Raw genomic sequence first — 20,792 nt, forward strand, 5'->3', positions numbered from 1 at the left:
GAGTATTAATTTAATCAATATTACAGCTAAAACGATAGCAAGGAGTCCGGTTATTACTTTCTTCCTGAATTTTCGCTTTTGCCTCTGCTCCCTTCTCTTTAAGATTCTGTCATAATTATAATCGCCTATCATATCAATTTCCGGTGTGTGCGTTAATAATAATTTCCGGGATAAATTTACAACCTGAATCTGTTTCAAAAAATAGGCAATTTTACCTGATTTTTAGTCCTAAAAACTACGTAAAGTTCGATTAGTTAAAAAGATTCTTGTTTTAACAATACAATAACATTTTTTAATTTTTTCCTGAATGTATTGTAGAGCTAATTTCTCAAAATTGGACAAAAACGATCATTTTCCTGAGTTATCTTTTTTTTGGAAAAACAAGAATTCACAGAAACAATATCCGCAGTTATTCTTCATTCCGTTTTAGTCCCGAAAAACACCGGAATCTATGCTGAGTTCCTTCTGAGCACATTTTTAACGAATCAAAATATGAATGATTCCTATCACATTCCGTGCCAGTTTCGGAGCTTTTTATCAGATATCTGTATAGCAACTGGCATGTTCTTTTTGGATAAGGAAACATAGAAATTGTTTTTTACCAAATCAAAACATGTATTATTATGAAAACGAGATATTTGTTAGCCGGAACAATTGCCCTTATGACAGGCTTAGCTTCATGTAATTCAAAGACGGATTCTAAAGACTCAGCTCAGGAGCAAAACGAAAGAAGAATTGAATCTATGGCGATAACCGATTCTTCTGCAAAAGCCAAAGAAACTGATGCCAATTCGGTGATTGAAATTGCCAGCGGTAATATGATGGAAGTTGAATTGGCTAAAGTAGCAGCCTGGAAAGCTACTTCTCCTAAAATAAAAGAATTAGCCAAAATGATTGTGAAAGAGCATTCAAACACAAGCAAGGAGATTAAAAAACTGGCAAGTGATAAAAATATAGTTCTTCCTAAATCGCTGATTAATAAACACCAGGAACTGGTGATCGATGTAACTGCCGAAAACGGTAAAAACTTCGACAAAAAATACATGGATGTCTTACTGGAAGATCACAAGGAAGATATTGAAAAGTTCCAGGTGCTTGCCGATCAGGGAAATGATGCAGAATTGAAAGCTTTTGCCTCAAAAGCACTTCCAGTGCTGATAAAACATAAAGAATTAGCGGAAGAAATTGAAAAGGAAAGCAACAATAAATAGATTCATGTATCTTATTTAAAAGCAGAGAATTCCCGGGTTTCAGGTAAATCCGGGAATTCTCTGCTTAATAAATTAAACAAGGTTAAAATATTCTATTTCTTCCTGAATTTCTTCAAAAGATCAAGTTTAATGTTTACTTCTCCATTTTCCTGTTTTGCTCTTAAAAAGATGTTGGCTCCGATTTTTTCAGGATTATAGGAGGAGAATTGATAAGTAGAATCACGTTTTTTCAGATTCATCAGCGGAATCTGGATACTCAGATCGGTTTTATCTCCAAAACTATAAATTCCTTCCAGAAAAAACGTCAGAACATTTGATTCAATCTGCATCGGTTTTATCTCAATCTCCCCTCCTTTCAGCACAAAATTATTGCGGATTGGGGCAAATCTAACTTCCTCCCATTTGCGTTTCTTAAAAATGATCTTTTTCATTTTAAGGAACGGTTCAAAAGAAACTATTTCGGCATTGTTGAGGTCAATGAATAACTTTCCATCCATAGAATTCTGAATCAATGACACATCCCGTCTGAGTTTTGCCCTGAATTTAAACTCGCTCGAAAGTTTACCTCTGATGTTTTTATCTGTAATAGCCTTTTGTCCGAAATTGTTAAAAGCCCCGAATACTGAATGAACATCAGTATTGATTAGTTTTCCTTCGGCATGAAGCTCCGGGTTACCATTAGCATCCAAATGGTCAATTCCTCCGGAAATATTCACAGCACCGCCACAGGCCTTCAATGAAAAATTCTCCAATTCTATCTTTTTACTGGTCAGATTCATTTTCCCCCTAACATCTCTGGCAGACAGCTTAAAGTATTCCAGGTGATCTGATTGCAGACTCGCCTCGATTCTGATGTTACTAACTGCTTTATCAAGCACTTCAGATAATTTAAATTTAGTATTTTTAGGCTTATCAACCACCTTGGTTTTATTGGAATTAAGCAAAACTTCCACCCAATTAAGCTTCCATTCAGGGATTCTGATATTTACAAAAGCTTTCAGTATTTCATCATCTTTAAACAAATAAGGGCAGAGGCCCTCTACTTTTCCGTTTACAAATAGCTTGTTTTGCCCATCCAGGAAGTTTAAATCAGGTATTACTATCAGTTTTTCATCAAAAACAATAAGTCCGTTCAGTTTTCCGATTCTTATTTTCTGAGGAATATAATTGACTCCAATGTCTTTAAACAAAACATTACCCTTAAAACTGCCGTTCAGTTTATTGGTTTTCATGTTAAACATTTCCGAAAGATTTCCCTTGTATTGAAAAGTCATTTCAGCATGGCCTTCTTTCACAGAATATCGGGTCGGATCAAACAGGGCATTCAGGGAAGAAGTATCAGCTCTTAATTTACCTTTTATAAATGCTTTTGGAAAAAGCAGATCATTAATCACCAAATCTCCTTTAACCGGAAAGGTCTCAAAAAAACCGCTGATTCCATTCGCAATAATTCTTGAATTAGCATCGCTGACAGGTTTTTCAGGATCAACATGATTAGAGTAAGATCCTTTTGTATCCAAATTATGAAAAAAGCCCAAAGGAAGTTTATAATGAAACGACTGTGCCAGAAAATCAATATCAAGATTCGGAGTACCTCCCTTTAAAGAACCATTCAGATGCACATTGGCTGTAACTTTCGGATTGATACCGATATCTCCGATAGATTTTTGAAGATTCTTAGGTAACAGTTTTAAAGCTGTGGTTAACTCGAGTTTATTGGTTTCGAAATTGAGCTTTATTTTTTCAGCGGCAGGATTGAAATCAACCAGTCCGGTAATCCCGATTTTATCTCCGGATTCAATTTCCAGGGAAGATGGGTCAACAATCAACTTCCGGTCCTTATCATCAAAAGCAAGGGAAAGGTTCAATCTGGTTTCCTGGTCTTTCAAAAAAGCACCGTTTTCTGCATTAAAAACCATTCCGCTAAATCGGGAATGCCCGTCCATTTTTAACTGCCAGGCAGTACCTTTTCTGGTTACGGTATTGCTTAATTTATGAAAAGATGTCCCGAAATATTTCTGAGAACTGGAATCTATCTGATGGATCTGAAAATTCTCAAAAGTTATCAGGCTTACACTTTCAATAAAATCAGGATTTTGCTGATCTTTTTCCTCTGCTGAATCTTCATGTTTTCCGGAAAAAACAGAAAGATTGGTGTAACCGTCTTTTCCGGTAAAAATATTGAGTCTGGCATTCGAGACATTCAGACTTCTGACGATCAGTTTTCTCAGAAAGATAAAACGGGTATCGAGGGTAATATTGACCTGTTCTGCTTCAAAAAGATTGGTCTGATGTTTTTTAAACAGGCTGTCCTGAAGTTTGATATCAAAAAGGGAGAAAGTAAAGCCAATGCCATTCCGAAGGGGTGTAAAATTATAATCACGGACTTCAAGTTTACCATTGATCTGCCGGTTAACTATTTCCTTAACCTTTACAAAAACCAGTTCCTTATTCCTGTAAACCCATATTCCTGCCGCGGCAAGTGTCAGAAAGACCCCCAGGAGGCATATCGTGATAATTTTAAAAACCTTACGAATCATTGATTTAGAGAAGTAGTGTGAAGATGATATGAAAAGATACCAATTTTTCGCAGAAATTAATAATTATGTTATGGCTTCATATCAATCCATTGCTCCAATCTTTCCTGAAAACAATGTGTCGGACTTTCATTATAGTAAATGACAGATCAAAAAAAATCCGATGGCTTTGGCCCATCGGATTCTCAGATTATTAAAAACGCTATTCCGGGAGTAAATGTTAAAGTCTGCCCATAATTGACGAAAAAATGGTCCACCACATGATAAAGCAAATTACCGAGATCAGTCCCCAAACCAGAACACTAACTTGTCTTTTTTCTGTTTTTTCACTGACATCATGGAGATTTTGTATACGCTCGTTCGCCATAATTACTTAATGTTTTAATGAATGTTCTATGGGTTAAGTTTAGGTTTATGCCCCTTTCAGGCAATTATAATAATCCTGATAGTTTAAATAGGTTTAGCAGGATTTTAATGTACTAATTCACCAGCAGAATAAATTTTTATGTTACTCTCACCAGGATTTTAAACGAGGTAAGTATTAATTAGTCACATCTAAATTTCAAATTCACTAAAAAGTAGTACAAATTTAATCATCTGCCAAGCCTTGTTTACAGGTACTTTTGCGGGTTTTCAATGTAAAAACATATCCTCCAACAATCTAATCTGCTCATTTCCACCACCTTCAGGTTTATAGGATGAGCCATAAATAATCAGACAATCCCGTTTCTTTATTTTTTCAGCTCTTTGTATTTTCTTTCATAAAACTATGCAAGAGAATCATCCATCTGAAGGATTTTAAAACTGTTAAAAAATGCCCCAACGGAAGCCATCAGGGCAATTTCAGATAACAATTTTACACACTAATTTTTCATAAATATACATAAATCAGAATCCATAAGTATCTTGAAAACAGAATCTTACTTAATAGCAGGCTTTATGTTTCAAACGCAAAAATTCTTTTCTGAAAACAGAAATGAATTATCATAAATCAAGAAACGTTGGATTGCTAAATATTGAGAAAGAAGTTTCAAAACCTGTTAAATATCAAATACTTAACATTTGTTATCTGATTGCAGTCAGGAGATAGTTCTTGGGAGAGGAATTTCGTGGACCAGCATGGGCTCAAACGATGGACCCCCTGATTGTGATTTGAAATTGCTCGTCACAGGCAAGCCTGTCAAAGCCTGAATATACTTACAAATCCCTAAAGATAACGTTGTGATATCAAAAAGCCCTTTCATCCGGAGTACTTAAACCTCCAAATGAAAGGGCTTTTGATTAAATTTCAGTTGCTATAATCAGTTGCTATAACTCTTATTTAAAGGAATAGCCGAGTTGCTCATCTTCGTCTTCAAATTCTAATTCGGCATCTTTCTCCCAGATTTCCATTTCACAGGGCTTGCAATTAAATTTCAGTTTATACTCATTTTCACCATGCTTCAGTGTTAAAGGTTCTACCAATTTCTCACCCATTGTATCACGCTGGAACCTCGCACACTTCCCTAACTCATATTTGACGCAATATTTGGTAGTCATTACCCGAGCTTTTCCCGGATCCCATTGTAATTCAAATGCCTTTTCAATTTCAGTAACACCATGTCTCTTATAGAATGCTCTCGCCATTTTATTTGAAACATTGTACATAAAATCAAGTTTTTGTACAGGATACGGATGGCTTGTCTTACTGATCTGAAACTCTTCCCGATGATACTCTTTTACACGAATGTCAACCAGTTGATCAAGCACTTCTCTTCTTACTTCGTTTACTTTTGAGATCGGCAGAAACCAATTATTTGAAATTTCAACCTCAGTTTCATCGACAATGAATGGGGTATTGCCAGTTTTTTCCAGATTCTTTTTAATATTCGGTATTACGGATTCCTGGTTTTTAGCTAACTCCTTTACCGTTTGAAATGCAGCCACACCTTGATGTCCGTCTTCATCAACAGCTGATAATCGGAATCCATCCTCTGTCTCGGTAAACTTTAATGAAACGCCGATTTTGCGAACGGCGCTATTCTCCTTTTCAACCATTTTGTTGAACTCAGCATCTGAATTCCTATAAATGATTGTTCCTACCGGCAGAGGTTTAAAAGTATTTGGTACGACAATATTATTGACTATAATGTTGATTTGCGCACCGTCCGCTTCTCCGTTCTCATTGATAAAATACAGACCGTCCCCGTTATTTAATTTCTCGTAGTTTTCAATTACATAGCCATTTGTCCTGACTTCAAGTAACTTACCTATCAATTGCCCCTGCGATTTAGGACTTTCCCAGGAGCCTATCTTTTCTTTACGTTTATTTACAAAATAGTCCGTATATCCTCTATTGAAACTTCTATCCATTTCCGGCTCGAAATTGTAGAATGTTCTGCCGGAAGAAGCCTTTTGAAATTTGTTGTTATTCTCTAAAAAAGCGTCTAATTTCTTCCGCAGATAAGAGGTATTGTTTTTAACATAAACAATATCCTTCAAACGGCCTTCTATTTTAAATGAAGTAACACCCGCTTCTATCAAATTGGGAAGCTGATCGCTCAGATCCAAATCTTTAATTGATAATAAATGGCTATTGGCAATTAAGGTTTTTCCGGTACCATCAATTAACTGATAAGGTAAACGGCAGTTTTGTGCACAGGAACCTCTGTTTGCACTACGTTCTCCCCCGGCGATACTCATATAGCAATTACCGCTAAAAGAAACACAAAGGGCTCCCGAAACAAAGAACTCCAACTCCACATCCGTTGCTTCACTGATTTCTCTGACCTGGTCCAGGTTCAGTTCTCTTGCCAGAACAACCCGTTTCATTCCGGCATCTTTCAGGAATTTGACATGCTTTGCATCTCTGTTGTTTGCCTGAGTACTGGCATGAATGACAATCGGCGGCAAATCCATCTCCATAATTGCCATGTCCTGAATAATCAACGCATCAACACCTATATCGTATAATTCATATATCAGTTTTCTGCACAATTCTAATTCGTTATCATATAATATCGTATTGATAACGACAAAAACCTGCGCCTTAAAAAGATGTGCATATTTTACCATTTCAGCTATATCCTCCACAGAATTGGTGGCATTGGTACGGGCACCAAACAGCGGAGCACCAATATATACTGCATCAGCCCCTGCATTAATTGCAGCCATACCCTGATACAGGTTTTTGGCAGGTGCAAGAATTTCAATTTTCTTTCTCATACGATATTTCGCAACGCACTATAATTTATAATTTACTTCAATAAAAATACAAAATTAGAAAATACTTAAGGAAAAATAGTTTTCCAGCGGAATTATCTTATGATTTCAGGTAAGTCCCGTGCCCGGATTGACACACAATGATGCACTTTACGTTTCTTTGAACTCAATTAATAAGGTAGTTGTATGGGATTGAAGGTTTTTCAGAAAGGGATATTCTGAATTTTGGTTTGGCGTTTTATCCGGATTAAGCTTGATTATCCTTTGAAAGCGGTTTGAGAGTGATACAGATTATTGTTTTCAGCCTGTAAGCGAGATTTAAACTAACTTAAAATACAACATCCGACAAACCAAAAAGGAATGCCGGATGTTAGTATTGTTTAATTTATCTGAATAATAACTGCGAAAACTGGAAAATATCGTGTCGCCAGACGGGCCAGGTATGTCCCCCGGCATATTCGCTGTATTTGTATCTGATACCCATTGCATCAAATTTTTCCAGCATTATTTTACAATTATCATGTGCAATATCCTCTTTTCCTCCCATCGAAATCCATAATTCTTTAAGGTTGGTATTGATTGTTCCTGCATTATTTTTCATAAAATCATACTGAGGATCTGATAGTTTAGGATTATTTGCCCACCATCCCGAGCTGAATACACCCAAATAAGAGAACATACCACTGTTCCTGATGCCAGCATAAAGTGTTTGTAACCCTCCCATCGAAAGACCTGCCAAAGCCCTATGCCGGGCATCTGTCTCTACCCTGAAATTACTTTCTATAAAAGGAATTGCACCGTTTTTCAATTCGTTTTCAAAAGCCCGTAACTGTACTTCGCCAAAATTAGCGATCCCACCCGGCCCGCCAACATTACCATCAAGCATAGCAATTACCATGGGTTTTGCCTTTTGTCCCGCTATTAAGTTATCCAGTATGAGGTCGGTATGTCCTTGTGCTGCCCAGCTACGCTGATCTTCTCCCCCACCATGCAACAGGTACAAAACGGGATATTTTTCAGTAGAATTATCATATCCGGGTGGTGTATAAATGTACATTTCACGCCAGGAGTTGCTGGCTTTTGAGAAATATTTCTTAATTCGAATATCTCCGTGAGGAACATCTCTCAAAGCATAAAAACCTCCTTCTTTATATGGAATTTCAATACCGCTTGCCTGTCGGCCCATCCCGTAAAAAGTTTCGCTGGCCGGGTCAGCAAGTGCTACGCCATCTATCAGCAAGGAATAGTAATGAAACCCGCGACTTACTGAGTCAGTGGTTACATACCAGACTCCGCTGGTATCTTTCGACATATCGTATTTTTTTCCTAAATCAATCTGTACTTTCTGAGCATTCGGAGCTTTCACGCTGAATATGACTCGATTATCGGGCAGAATCTGAGGATACTGGGCATTGCGAATATTGGTACTGGCAGGAGTACCCAGAATAGTATATTTAGTAAAAGACGAAATATCTACAGGTTTGAATAAAAACTGAGAGTACATATACAAACCGTTTTTCCAGACTTTAAAATCGTGAACCCCGGGCTCGATATAATAAATATGTGGCACATCATTCCGGTATAAATAATCATGAGTTCGTTTGCTGAATGAAAGCAATCCATCGTTATTGCCGCAGGAAATCCACAGTAATTTAAGTCTCTTTTTAGCCTCTTCAGGATTTGGCACTAATTCCTCCGGAATCCTGGTATTGGGAGCAGATGAAAAACCTCCTACCCAGGCAAATTTGTCTAAATTTCCCAAACCAAAATTAAGAGATTGTCCTCCCCCCATAGAAAGTCCGGCAATTGCACGGTTTTCCCGGTCTGTTAAAACCGCATATTTTTTTTCGATAAATGGAATCAGGTCATTCAATAAATCTTTTTCAAAAGTAGCAAAAGCCTGTACTTTGTCAGGGGCCATAATATTGCCCATGGCCCGGTCGTCTTTCATTGCACGTCCATTGGGCATTACTACAATCATTGGCTGTATTTTTCCTTCAGCATATAAATTATCCAATATTACCTGAGGCTTGCCGCCGTTGAGCCACTCTTTTTCATCACCTCCTATCCCATGTAAAAGATATAATACCGGATATTTTGTTTTCTTATTAAAACCGGGTGGGGTATATACTAAAGCTTTTCGGATAGTTCCTACGGTTTTAGACTCATATTTTATGGAATCTAAAGTACCTCTGGCAATATCCGCTCTTATCTGATCGAAACCATTGGGGCCTTCTTTTTCTATTTTCTGGGCATAAACCATCAGGTTTACCAGAAAATATATTGAAAAACTTACTATTGCTTTTTTCATATTTTCACTGTTAAAAGGTTAATTATCTTTCCATTTTATACCCAACAGGTAAATTATCCGGGAGTCAGTTTTATATTCTGAGACTAATGATCCCGAATTGCTTCTCATTACTGTTTAAAACTATATCCCATCAGTGAAAGCATTTTTACAGCATAACGTTTACCAAGTTCTCGGTATCCAGCTGCATTGAAATGCAGGTTGTCTGCTGCATCTGTACAACCGCCTGATGAAATTATATGGGCGTTTTTGATTGTTTTCGGCAATGTAGCGATGATTTTATTCATACTTGCGCAAATACCTCCCTGATCGGCGTTTACAGTTTCCCCTGCCAGCAAAGGCACTTTTTTAGCTTTTAAATGAAGGTCTTTTATCAGGTTATCATATACTACTTTAACCTTTTTAGTCCAGAGTGAATCATTCGTATTGGATTCACCCTGATGTAAGAGAATGCCTTTAATCACACCGTCTTTTTGTGCAAGCTTTGCCATTTCTACCAATCGGCCATATGGATTCCCATCGTATTCTTTTACCATATTTTTTAACCAATCCGGGGCAGTAGTTACATATGATTCATAATGTTCCTTATCAAAAAGCTCTATTTTACATCCTCCGACCGAAACATTAATAACGCCTACTCTTGCCTTTTCGGGAAGGTTGGCAAGCATGGTTCTTCCAAAATAATCAACTGGTGTCAGTCCGGTACGGCAACGACATAAAGGAGGAACAGCGGTGTACCAGTTCCCCTTACTTCTACCTAAATCAGGGCAGTCAACCGCTTCCAATACCTGAAAACGTTTATCGACATTAAGGGTATCCTGAGGCTCAAATCTGGCATTTCCTTCCATATTGGATTGCCCGAAACTAAGAAAAATATAAAAGTTCTTATCTTGAGAAAAAGCATTAAAACCTGTAATTAACAGATTAATGACTACTAAAAAATATAATCTCTTCTTTTTCATTGCTATTTAAACCGGATAGTTTTGATGTTTAATAACTTACTTTGTCCCTTCGGAAATCTGATAAAGAGGTCGTGATGTCCTGAAACGCCTTTTATTTTTTGTGTCAATATTTTCCAGGAATTATTAGTTTCAGAAAACGGTATGGTTGCAATCAACCTGCCTGTACTCAAATCATCAAGCCAAATCTCTATTTTTCCACTTGATTTTGCCATTACCTGTACCTGAATCTGTGAAACAGCTTTTGTTGAATATCCCAGCTCAAGCCCTGAAATCATCAGCCATCCTCCCAAATCTGAAGTATTGGTAACAGCTTCTTCTGAATCAATTTTTACTTTTTCTACACCATAGTAATTACTGTATCCAGCGACAGGGAGTTCAGAAAAACCATCTTTGCAGACAAAAAGGTCAAAATCAGCTGTTTTTCCTTCTGCAAACAAACCCAGGCTCGTACCAACCCAGGAATTAAACTTAGGCTGAGCTTTATCAAGATTAACAAGACTTATACTTTCCCCTATTTTTATCCAGTTATTACCATCGCCACTTGCGTATGCTGTTAAATCATGCTGGTTTCTGGTGATTTTCAGCCAAACTATATTCCCGAAAGTATTTGGAACAGCATAAGATGTTTTATCAAACTGAAAGATGATTTTCCTGCCTTTGTCAAAACTGCTGTAAAGGCGTGCAGATACAGTCTGATCCCCGTTGGTCATATAAATTCCGGCTTGCTGATCTGGCTCAGAAGCATCTATATCAACCTTTGTTACAGCTGAGTAAAAGTGATCCGTTTCTTTTTGTACAATACTGGTACGGGCGCTGTCAGGACTAAGACGCAGCCATCCTTTTTTTGCATCCAAAGAATATCTGCCGGCATCTTTTTTACTGAGAAAGTGCCAACTCAGTGCCAATGATGTCTGGTTAAATTCATCTGAATCTACACTCCTCCATAAATCCGCCGATTGGGGAAGAGCAGGTCTGGCAACCGGTAAGGAGGTCGGAGGTACTCCCCAGGGTCTGTCACCTTCCCAGATAACCTGGTATAAAGATGTCTGACGACCCATGCCAGACCAGTCATCTCCGTCGTATTTTTCGTAGCTTTGCCCGATAGTCCACCAGGTACCATCAGCCAACTGGATCGGTGCTGCAATATGATTAGGACGGCGGAAACCTACCCCGGGATCTGTGACGGGTTTGAAAAATTCACCCAGTCGCTCCCATTTCGTTGAATCACTTGTTAATGCAGAGGCTCTCAGAACATATTGTCCTCCCGACACATCCCCTGCCGGAAAGTAGTAATAATAACCATTACGTTTACACATTACCGGGCCTTCAGCCCAGCTATATTGCAGTCTGGCATTGATCCAGTCCAGGTCAATTACTGATGAGGTTAACTGCCCGTCTTTTCCTAATTCTTGTAAACGATTGGTTTTTTGCCCGTTTTTAATGACCATATAAGGTTTTCCATCGTCATCCACAAAAATAGAATTATCATAGCCTAAAGGTCCGGTTTGAGGATTTGATTTCACCTGAACCGGTTCAGACCAGGGACCCAGCGGAGAATCCGCTTTACTAAACCACTGACCATTTGCTGAAAAATAAATCCAATAAGAGCCATAAAAATAAGTAATTGCTCCCTGCCATGTTCCGGCTGAGGGTTTGTCTGTTACCCAGGGAGCTTTTTGCGGTGGCAGTACCCGACTAATTACTTTCCAGTGAACAAGGTCTTTGGAGTGATAAACCGGCATATAAGGTGTAAAATGAAAGCTTGAACCACAGTGATAGAAATCATCTCCAACTTTTAATAAGGTCGGGTCCGGGTGGTCACCGGGTAAAACGGGATTTACAAAGGTCTTTACGGCGTTGTAATTGTCGAATTTATCAGCTTTTTTTTGCGCGGATACGCTCAGATTAAAACAATATAACAAAGCTACAGTAAAATTTAAGCACTTATTTTTTAGATGTGTAATTTTCATGATACTATGGTTTAATTTCAAATTCACTTCTGATAACCCAAATCGTTCCACCTATTACAGTCAATGAGGCTGTTATACTTTAATGGGCATAACCAGGTTGAAACACTCTGATTTCCAAATAGCTTATTTCAGAAAAGATGTTAGTTTTAAGCATTTTGGATAAACCATTTGGAATAACAGATGGGTATGATCATTATTTTGACAAGATTAATGTTCTTTTGAAATCTGATTTTCAATATGGAAAAAGTCGAAATCCGCAAATCCACCTGCTTGCCGGGTAGCATAATTAAATAACCCGAAACGATACCCCATAAAATGTGGAATAGTATAAGTCATTTTGAGTGGTTCGCCGATGGCAATCCATGACTTACCGTCGAGACTGTAATAGAAATAAGCTATATCTGCTTTTTCTTTGAAATTACATTCAATTTTGAAATATACTGTTTTCTGAATAAGCGGTATGCCCGGGCTTTCAACTGGTTTTCCGGAACCTGCATTAATCATCACGACTGATTTATTACCGTTAATTACTTTTACCCCAACTAAACCATAGTTTTTCTGTAATACGCTAAGACCGGCAAAATCACCTTCTTTCATATTTGAAATATCCAGCGAAGTAATACCTGAGCATTCCGGGCCTATGGTACGTTGGGTAAGGGTATTTCTGGCCAAAAGAAATGTCGAATCTATACGGCCTGTTTTTAGTCGTAAAAAGCCTTTTCTTTCAGCAACAGACCAAAGTGAATTATCCGGATTATGATTCCACTGCCAAACTAAAGGCAAAGAAGGATCACCTTTTTTACGGGTAAACTCATCGGAAGCAACAATATCCGGGATTAAACTTTTATTGGCAGGAAGGTCTAATTTCTCCGGGACTTTGCCATTTTCACCCAATACCGGCCATCCATCTACCCACTTTACCGGAACAAGATAAGGAATACGCCCAACGGCTCCATAATCACGGAATAGGTACGAATACCATCTTCCATCGGGAGTGTCAATCAGGCCTCCCTGCGCCACACCTAAATCCTGTAAAGCTATTTTACCTTCCCAGGGTCCGGTAATTTTATCAGCACGATGAATGACCACCGTGCGCATACCGCCCCTTGGCCAGGTAATATTGAATAAGTAATATTTGCCTTTTACTTTAAAGAGCTGAGAGCCTTCAGATGGCAACCCGGTATTTGCTCCGGCAGGAGAACTGGCATTTTCAATAATTACCTGCTCGTTTGTTCCGTTTTTTACTCCGGAAACATCAGGGTTTAATTCTACCAGCCTGAGCTTGCCTCCGCCATAAATCAAATATACCCGGCCATCGTCGTCAAAAAACAAAGTATGATCATGGTAAGCAGGTCCGAAAGAAATAGCTTTCCATGGGCCCTTCTCAATGTTTTTAGTAGTATAAATATGTGTTTTACCCGTAGTTTGTGCAAAAGTTGTTACATAATAAATGCCATTGTGATAACGGATACTACTAGCCCAAGAACCTCTGCCATAAGTATTTTTTCCGTTTGTTAAATTCAGTTCATTGATACTGGCCAGCGTGTCATAAGCATAGCCAAGCATTTCCCAGTTGACCAAATCCTTTGATTTCATAATCGGCACACCCGGACTCATATGCATGGTTGTGCTACTCATGTAATAGGTATCTCCGACCCGGATCATAGCCATGTCCGGCACATCGGCAAAAATGATCGGGTTTTGAGCTTGTTTTACCTGCGCTATCAAACTTTGCGAAGCAAAAAAAACAATAGCTGCAAAAAGTCTTTTTATCATTGGAATAAATATATGTATCGTTTAATATTTTCAGGAAGAGCTTTTACCTGTTTCATTCTTTTATGCGCTCAACTCCTTTTGTGGTTTGCACAACTTTCTGAATAGTTCCGTCAGGATTGTAATAGAGGTAGTCTACGCAGACAGAACGGCGGTAGCCTCCGCCTGTAGGCAAAACACCATTGTGATAAAAAAAGTAAGACTTACCACGATAATCAATAATACCCGGATGAGTCGTAAAGCTATTTACAGAAGTATCCTGGACTACTCCCCGATAAGTCCAGGGGCCTGTTGGTGAAGATGCAGTGCAATATTCAATGGTTTCAGGCATATTGGCGGCATATACCAGATAGTACAAACCATTCCGTTTATAAACCCAGGGTGCTTCAGTAAAATCAGTCGGCTTGAAAGTATTTATGGGGCCATCCAGTTCTATCATATTTTCTTTTAATCTGGCATATTTACAGCTCCCGTTACCCCAAAAGAGATAGGCTTGTCCGTCATCATCTATAAAAACAGTCGGATCAAGATCATCCCATGAGTGTTTCATATCGGTGGTCATTTCATTGGTAATTAATGCCTTGCCAAGTGCATCTTTAAAGTTACCAACGGGGCTGTCGGAAACGGCCACACCTACAGCACAGCCGCCTTTGCTCACATCATTGCTTTTATGATTTACTGAAACATACCAGTAGAATTTGCCATTTCTGAAAACACATTGTGCTGCAAAAGCACCACCAGACGACCATGAAAATACATCAGGACTTAATTTAGCACCATGATCTTTCCAATTGACCATATCAGTACTCGAAAGTACATGCCAGTCAGGCATTTTATATGACTCCACCCCGACAGCTGCCGTATCATGACCAACATATAAATAAATGATACCATCATGTACCAACGGTGCCGGATCAGCAGTAAAAATATGTTTAATAACAGGATTCTGAGCAAGTACTTTACCGGCTGAAAAATATGCAAGTAAAGCATACATTATGACTGTAAATTGTTTCATTCTAAATTTTGTATTAAGACTTCTCTATTTAAAAATGGGCCTTCCCCTTTATATTTCAGACATTTAAAAGAGGCTAAATTATTACGTCCTTTGTCAGATGAGGTTACATACTTTCAACACAGGTAATAAAACCTCCTGCAATTTTGGTATTTAAGGATTTGGCATGAAATAGAAATGCCTTTCATTCTGAAAAATCACTAAACCTGCTTTTTCATTTTCTTTTGCCATAGAAAAGCCGGGCTTATTCAACCATATGGTTATCATAAACGCAGGTTTGTGTTTGAATTCGATTTTATGATTACCTTGGCAGGCTTCTGAAGTTTATCTCTTTCATTCACTCGACAATATCAACTGTTAATGCTCATACATCTGTAAGTATGCGCATCAATACGTTCGGTCACTAATATACGTAATTTAGTCTCAGGAGAATTGAACTAAACGCTTATTTAATTATAGCCCATTCTCCCATTTTTTCAGGAACATGCTTTTCTTTCAAGACAATCCCCGATCGGGATTTCTTTAATGGTGTAAAGTAAGTGAATGAATAAAATATTGCGTAGCACAAATTACTAAATATGCTTCCCAAATGTTCAGTAAGATTGAAATAGTCAAATAAATATCAATTACGTTACAAAAATGAGCCTGTATCTAAGAAAAGTGTCAAAACAAATAGATTTTTCACGGAAAAAGAAAGTAAATTATCAGGGCTGTCCCGAAAAAATCCGGAGCAGTCCTGATAATTTATTAAGCCCTAATAACCGGGATTTTGTGGAAATTTTGGCCCTTCTGTAACACGATCAATCTGAGATTGCGGAATTGGCCGTAAAGTATGAAATTCCTGAATATATGGTGCTGCTTCCGGATTCCATGATTTTACTCTTCTCACGAGCGATTTTGTACGAACCAAATCATGCCATCTTTGCCATTCTCCAAAAAACTCGCGACTTCTTTCGTCCAGAATAAAATCCAAAGTAACATCACTCGCCTTTATTGTCAGTGCTGAGGCTGCAAGGGCATTCTGAGCAGAAGTATTCGTTTTTCTAAAAGATGCTCTTTGTCTGATTACATTGATCATTTCGGCAGCTTTTGACAAATCTCCTTTCTTAAAATAGGCCTCTGCACCAGTTAAATACACGTCGGAAAAACGATATAATACACAAGGCCTGGTAGACGGATCATTGAAGTTTGCTCCTCTGCTCGGATCCATAAACTTCTTCAGAGCAGGAAAGAGATCACTTTTCCATAAACTCGGCGGTACAACAATGCCTTTGAATGGTCTTGAACCCACAAACTGCGGAGCTCCGGCTACTTCATAATCCGGCAGCCAGACAGCAGTATCAACGCCAATAGTTGTTGAGAAAGAAATACCTCTTTTATTATTTGCCGCAGTAGCACTGTTAGTGATAGAAGTATTAGCTATATATACTGTATAAAATGAATTAGCATATCTTGAATCAGCATCCCGGTTAGTGAAAGCCTGATCGAGGAAATAATTTTTCCCGGAATTTGCTCCGGAAGACCATTTAAAGCTGTTTGGACGAATGCGCTGGTATGGACGACCATAATATGAGTCTCTGATCATCCCGGATGTTCCACTATTAACAATGTTTCCGGCATTTACGAAAGAGTTAACACCGCTATTATTCGGATAATTCCAGTTAGTAAACCATGGGCTTAAGTTCTGTGCAGCACCGCCGCCGGCAGCACCACCTACACTATAATAACCATATTTAGGATCTAACAAATGGTCACTTACAAACATTGTTTCTTTACCATAATCATTGGCCGGTACAAAGGCATCACCATAATCCTGCCATAAATCCAGTCCATAAGTTGATTTTTGGGCAATAATATCACTGCAGATATTAGCTGCCTGTGCAAAATCATCATTGGAGGAATTCAACCACCCTCTGGTTAAATACACTTTTGCCAGCAATAACTGAGCAACCGGTTTTGTAGCCGCTTTTCCAAGAAAAGGTGCAGTCGGAGTATTTGGCAAATCAGTTGCAGCTTCTGTTAAATCCTGAATAATCTGTTTGTACACATCAGCAACCGGTTGTCTGGAATCAGCCTGAGACGGAACCGTAATAAATTCGGTATGTAAGGGAACGTCACCCCAGGTTTGTACCAGATAAAAATACCAAAATGCCCGCAAGAATTTGGCCTGAGCTAAATATTGTTTTTTAGTTGCATCCGGCAAATCAATTGACTGACCATATTTCAATACACCGTTCAGCGTATTAATATCCGTAAAAGCAGCTCCCCATGCAGAACCAAAATTACTTCCGTTCAGCCCGTTATAAGTATGGGTTGCTCCTCCTCCGCTACTTGCTCCCTGAATAAACTCATCGGTTGCAGCCTGCATCTCAATTGTAAACCCTTCTGTTCCCCACTGCCCTCTGATATCATTATAAACCCCGGCAATACCTCCTAATACACCAGCGGAACTGTTAAAAAATGAAGGGACAATCTGTGACTGAGGATGTTCTTCTAATATTGAGTCACACCCATAATTAAACAGGGTTGCGAAGGTAAATATCGTTAATCCAATTATTTTTTTCATGTTACGATAATGTCTAAATTTAAAATTTAAGATTCAAACCAAGTGTAAATTGTCTTACCGGAGGGTTGTTCATGTTTACGCTTATTTGTCTTCCCTGTGCTCCCGCATCTCCTGCATTGGAAGGATTTAAAGTTCCTCCGTAACCATTCCCTTCGGGGTCAAGAGCCAGGTTATCACTTACTAATGGTGAATAAAGGATGAACGGATTGGTGGCGTTTAAGTAAATTCTGGCAGAACTCAGACCCAATTTCTGTAAAAACTGACTGGCTATTTTATAACCGATATTAATACTTCTGCACTTTATAAAGGATCCATCATAATATCCCAGCGTTGACCCGAAATAAGCTACCGCTGTACCTGCGTCAGGTGATGGGAATGCGTTGGTTGGATTATCCTTCGTCCAATAATCTACCTTCATCTGATTGACGCGACTTTGATTGAAGAAAGCAAAACCACCTGTTCCTCCGGCATCTCCTGTTAAATATGGCACTACTACTTTCATTCCCATTCTGGCATAAACCACAACAGAAGCATCGAAATTTTTAAAAGTAAATCTGTTAGTAATTCCACCTTCCCATTTTGGCTGGAAATTTCCGATAATCTGACGGTCATCAGCCGTTATTTTTCCATCTCCATTAACATCCTCCACTCTGATTTGTCCGGGGTATTGAACCGGGGAAGTCTGTTTGGCTAATGTGCCGTCATCAGCATCTTTCTGCTGCCAGATACCGATCTTTTTATAATCATATATCACAGAAAGAGGTTCTCCGACAAACCACCCCGCACTTTTATTGAATTGCTCATCCGGAGTAGTTAACTGGGTAATTTTTTCTCTGTTGAAAAAATAGGTTACATCTGCACTCCAGCTAAATCCTTTGGGATTTCTGAATATTTCAAAAGTCAAAGAGGTTTCCAGGCCTTTGCCTTCTGTTTTTCCAAGATTTTTCAGGGTTGAGCCTGCACCGTTACTCTGAGGAAGTGGAACCGATAATAAAATGTCCCTGGTTTGCTGCTGGTAATAATCTACCGACCCAGTAATTCTATTATTGAATAAGCCAAACTCAAGACCAATATCAAATTGCGAAGTTGATTGCCAACCTAAATTACTGGCAGGAAGGCTTGTAACAGTATAGGCTAATTGTTGTCCGGAAGTACTTGTACCAAAATTATAATAACCTGTTGACAAAGCTCCAAGTGTAGCATAAGCTCCGACGTTTCTGTTACCCGAAATACCCCAGCCACCTCTTAATTTAAGATTTGATATAACCGGAATGTCTTTTATAAAACTTTCGTCAATCATATTCCATCCTAAACCAATAGCCGGATAATTGAAGTATTGTTTCCCGGGTGATAGCGTTGATGAGCCATCTCTTCTAAAAGTAGCAGTAAATAAATACCGGTCATTGAAAGTATAATTTACTCTGCCCATATAAGAAAGTAATCCTGTTTCAGAGAAAAAGTTTCCTCCGTTTGTCGTTGCAGTTGGTTGTCCGGAAGCAAGCGCAAAGTTTGAAGTAAGAATATAATCAGCCGGCACACCTTTTACATTGAAGCTACTTCCCAATGAATGGTTTTTAGTAATTTCAAATAATCCTGTCACACTGATTTTATGTTTCTGAGCAAAAACTTTGTCATAATAAAGCAAATGCTGAAGGTTATAATCCCAGTACTCTGTATTACTTATATCAGCATTGGAAGAAGTCTGAACGGTAGAAGAGTTGAGATAGGTAAGCGGTCCGCCATAGCCATTGAAATTACTCTGACTAAAATTCAAACCTGCATTAAACCTGTATTTCAATCCATTCCAGATATTAGCTTCAGCATACAAGCTGTTAAAAGACCTGAATGCCCTGCTACGGGACAAAATAGAGCTGCTTTTCGTAATCAGCGTCAGCGGGCTTACCTGAGCAGCATCGATTGAACCGATTGCCGGATTGATATTCACTGTACCGTCGGCGTTATAAGGAGATGCCAGCGGTGTTAATCTTACGAGTCCTCCCGGAATACCTCCCCCACCCGGATTATTCGTATATGACAATGTATTTAGGGTATTTAGTCCGACTTTTACATGTTTTCCAACTTTCTGATCGATAGTTGCTCTGATATTGGTTCTGTCAAAATTCTGATTCGGGATAATTCCGGTTTCATTAAAATATCCAAGTCCTAATGAATATTGCGTATTTTCTACTCCACCCTGTAAACCCAGCTGATGGCTGGTATTATAGCCTTGTCTGAAGATGAGGTCCTGCCAATTGGTAGAAATTCCTGCCGCTAATGCTTCACTTTCCGCCGGGGTTAAAGGATATGGATTTGTTCCAGAACTACTCGGCCAGTTACTGTGATTATTGAGTGCAGCAACATCTTTGAATTTAGCGTATTCTGCCCCGTTCATGACATTATATTTCCCCATTACATTTGTTATCCCATGGTACCCGTCATAACTTAAAACAGGTTTACCAGTTTTGCCTCTTTTGGTTGTAACTAAAATTACCCCTCCGGCTCCTCTTGATCCATAAATAGCGGTCGCGGATGCGTCTTTTAAAATCTCAAGACTGGCAATATCATCCGGATTCAAGTCATTGAGTCCGCCAAAAGGAATTCCATCAACTACCACCAAAGGGCCGTCCAATGCATCACTTGCTCCTGCATCAGTAGTTAATGATCTGTTTCCTCTGATTCTGATTTGTCCCTGAGCCCCGGGTGTTGAACCATTACTTACAATTGAAACCCCTGCGGCACGCCCTTTTAACTGGCTGATTAAATTAGGAGCAGGTACTTCTCTCAGAGTAGCTTCGCTTACTGAAGCTACTGCACCGGTAATGTCTCTTTTCTTTTGTGAACCATAACCTACCACCACTACCTCATTAAGTTCTTTTGTATCGGCAAACAAGATAACGTCAACAACCGTTTTGACTCCTGTATTTATTTCTTCTGTTACATATCCGATACTGGAGACAACAATCGTTGCATTTTTAGATACATTACTCAGATTGTATTCACCATTCGCATTTGCTACAGTGCCACTATTTGTTCCCTTTACTTTTATTGACGCACCGGATACAGCTTTCCCATCCACCGTCGTCACTCGCCCTTTCAGACTTTGCGCACTTACGGTAAAGCTGCTAATTAATAAAATCAGCATAAACCATACTTTGTAATATGGAATATCCTGTCTTTGAAAAATAAGATAGTCGAATTTTTTCATAAGAATTTTGAATATGATTGTTTGGACAAATTGTTTAATCTTTCTGA

At 38.7% G+C, this 20,792-nt stretch carries 11 protein-coding genes; 1 reads left to right on the forward strand and 10 read right to left on the reverse strand.

The window, feature by feature from the left end:
- Positions 1-623 precede the first annotated feature (623 nt).
- Positions 624-1,211 carry a DUF4142 domain-containing protein gene (locus BM179_RS15190; RefSeq protein ID WP_092017999.1) on the forward strand — a complete coding sequence of 196 codons (588 nt, stop codon included), beginning with the start codon at positions 624-626 and terminating at the stop codon, positions 1,209-1,211.
- Positions 1,212-1,303: 92 nt separating this feature from the next.
- On the opposite strand, the gene BM179_RS15195 is transcribed toward BM179_RS15190, so the two are convergent.
- From BM179_RS15195 to BM179_RS15235, 10 genes are all read right to left on the reverse strand, one after another.
- Entirely contained in the window at positions 1,304-3,751 is a 2,448-nt protein-coding gene (locus BM179_RS15195) for an AsmA family protein (RefSeq protein ID WP_092018000.1), read from the reverse strand.
- 217 nt (positions 3,752-3,968) lie between these two features.
- Positions 3,969-4,115 (reverse strand): hypothetical protein, encoded by a 147-nt coding sequence (locus tag BM179_RS25360; RefSeq protein ID WP_177219420.1) that lies wholly within the window; start codon positions 4,113-4,115, stop codon positions 3,969-3,971.
- Positions 4,116-5,065: 950 nt separating this feature from the next.
- Positions 5,066-6,952, reverse strand: a complete 1,887-nt coding sequence (locus tag BM179_RS15200) for a peptidase U32 family protein (protein WP_092018001.1) — start codon at positions 6,950-6,952, stop codon at positions 5,066-5,068.
- A 382-nt stretch (positions 6,953-7,334) separates the two neighbouring features.
- On the reverse strand, positions 7,335-9,260 hold the full coding sequence (locus BM179_RS15205; RefSeq protein WP_092018002.1) for an alpha/beta hydrolase-fold protein: 1,926 nt from the start codon (positions 9,258-9,260) through the stop codon (positions 7,335-7,337).
- A gap of 107 nt (positions 9,261-9,367) precedes the next feature.
- Positions 9,368-10,219, reverse strand: coding sequence for a sialate O-acetylesterase (locus tag BM179_RS15210; protein ID WP_092018003.1), 852 nt, complete (start codon positions 10,217-10,219; stop codon positions 9,368-9,370).
- A 2-nt stretch (positions 10,220-10,221) separates the two neighbouring features.
- Entirely contained in the window at positions 10,222-12,189 is a 1,968-nt protein-coding gene (locus tag BM179_RS15215) for a family 43 glycosylhydrolase (RefSeq protein ID WP_092018004.1), read from the reverse strand.
- Between the two features lie 207 nt (positions 12,190-12,396).
- Entirely contained in the window at positions 12,397-13,965 is a 1,569-nt protein-coding gene (locus BM179_RS15220) for a glycoside hydrolase family 43 protein (protein WP_092018005.1), read from the reverse strand.
- Between the two features lie 52 nt (positions 13,966-14,017).
- Positions 14,018-14,977 carry a glycoside hydrolase family 43 protein gene (locus BM179_RS15225; protein ID WP_092018006.1) on the reverse strand — a complete coding sequence of 320 codons (960 nt, stop codon included), beginning with the start codon at positions 14,975-14,977 and terminating at the stop codon, positions 14,018-14,020.
- 751 nt (positions 14,978-15,728) lie between these two features.
- Entirely contained in the window at positions 15,729-17,540 is a 1,812-nt protein-coding gene (locus tag BM179_RS15230; protein ID WP_092018007.1) for a RagB/SusD family nutrient uptake outer membrane protein, read from the reverse strand.
- A gap of 19 nt (positions 17,541-17,559) precedes the next feature.
- Positions 17,560-20,745, reverse strand: a complete 3,186-nt coding sequence (locus tag BM179_RS15235) for a SusC/RagA family TonB-linked outer membrane protein (protein WP_092018008.1) — start codon at positions 20,743-20,745, stop codon at positions 17,560-17,562.
- Positions 20,746-20,792 lie beyond the last annotated feature (47 nt).

The sequence above is a fragment of the Pseudarcicella hirudinis genome (assembly GCF_900115665.1).
GTDB classification, from domain to species: domain Bacteria; phylum Bacteroidota; class Bacteroidia; order Cytophagales; family Spirosomataceae; genus Pseudarcicella; species Pseudarcicella hirudinis.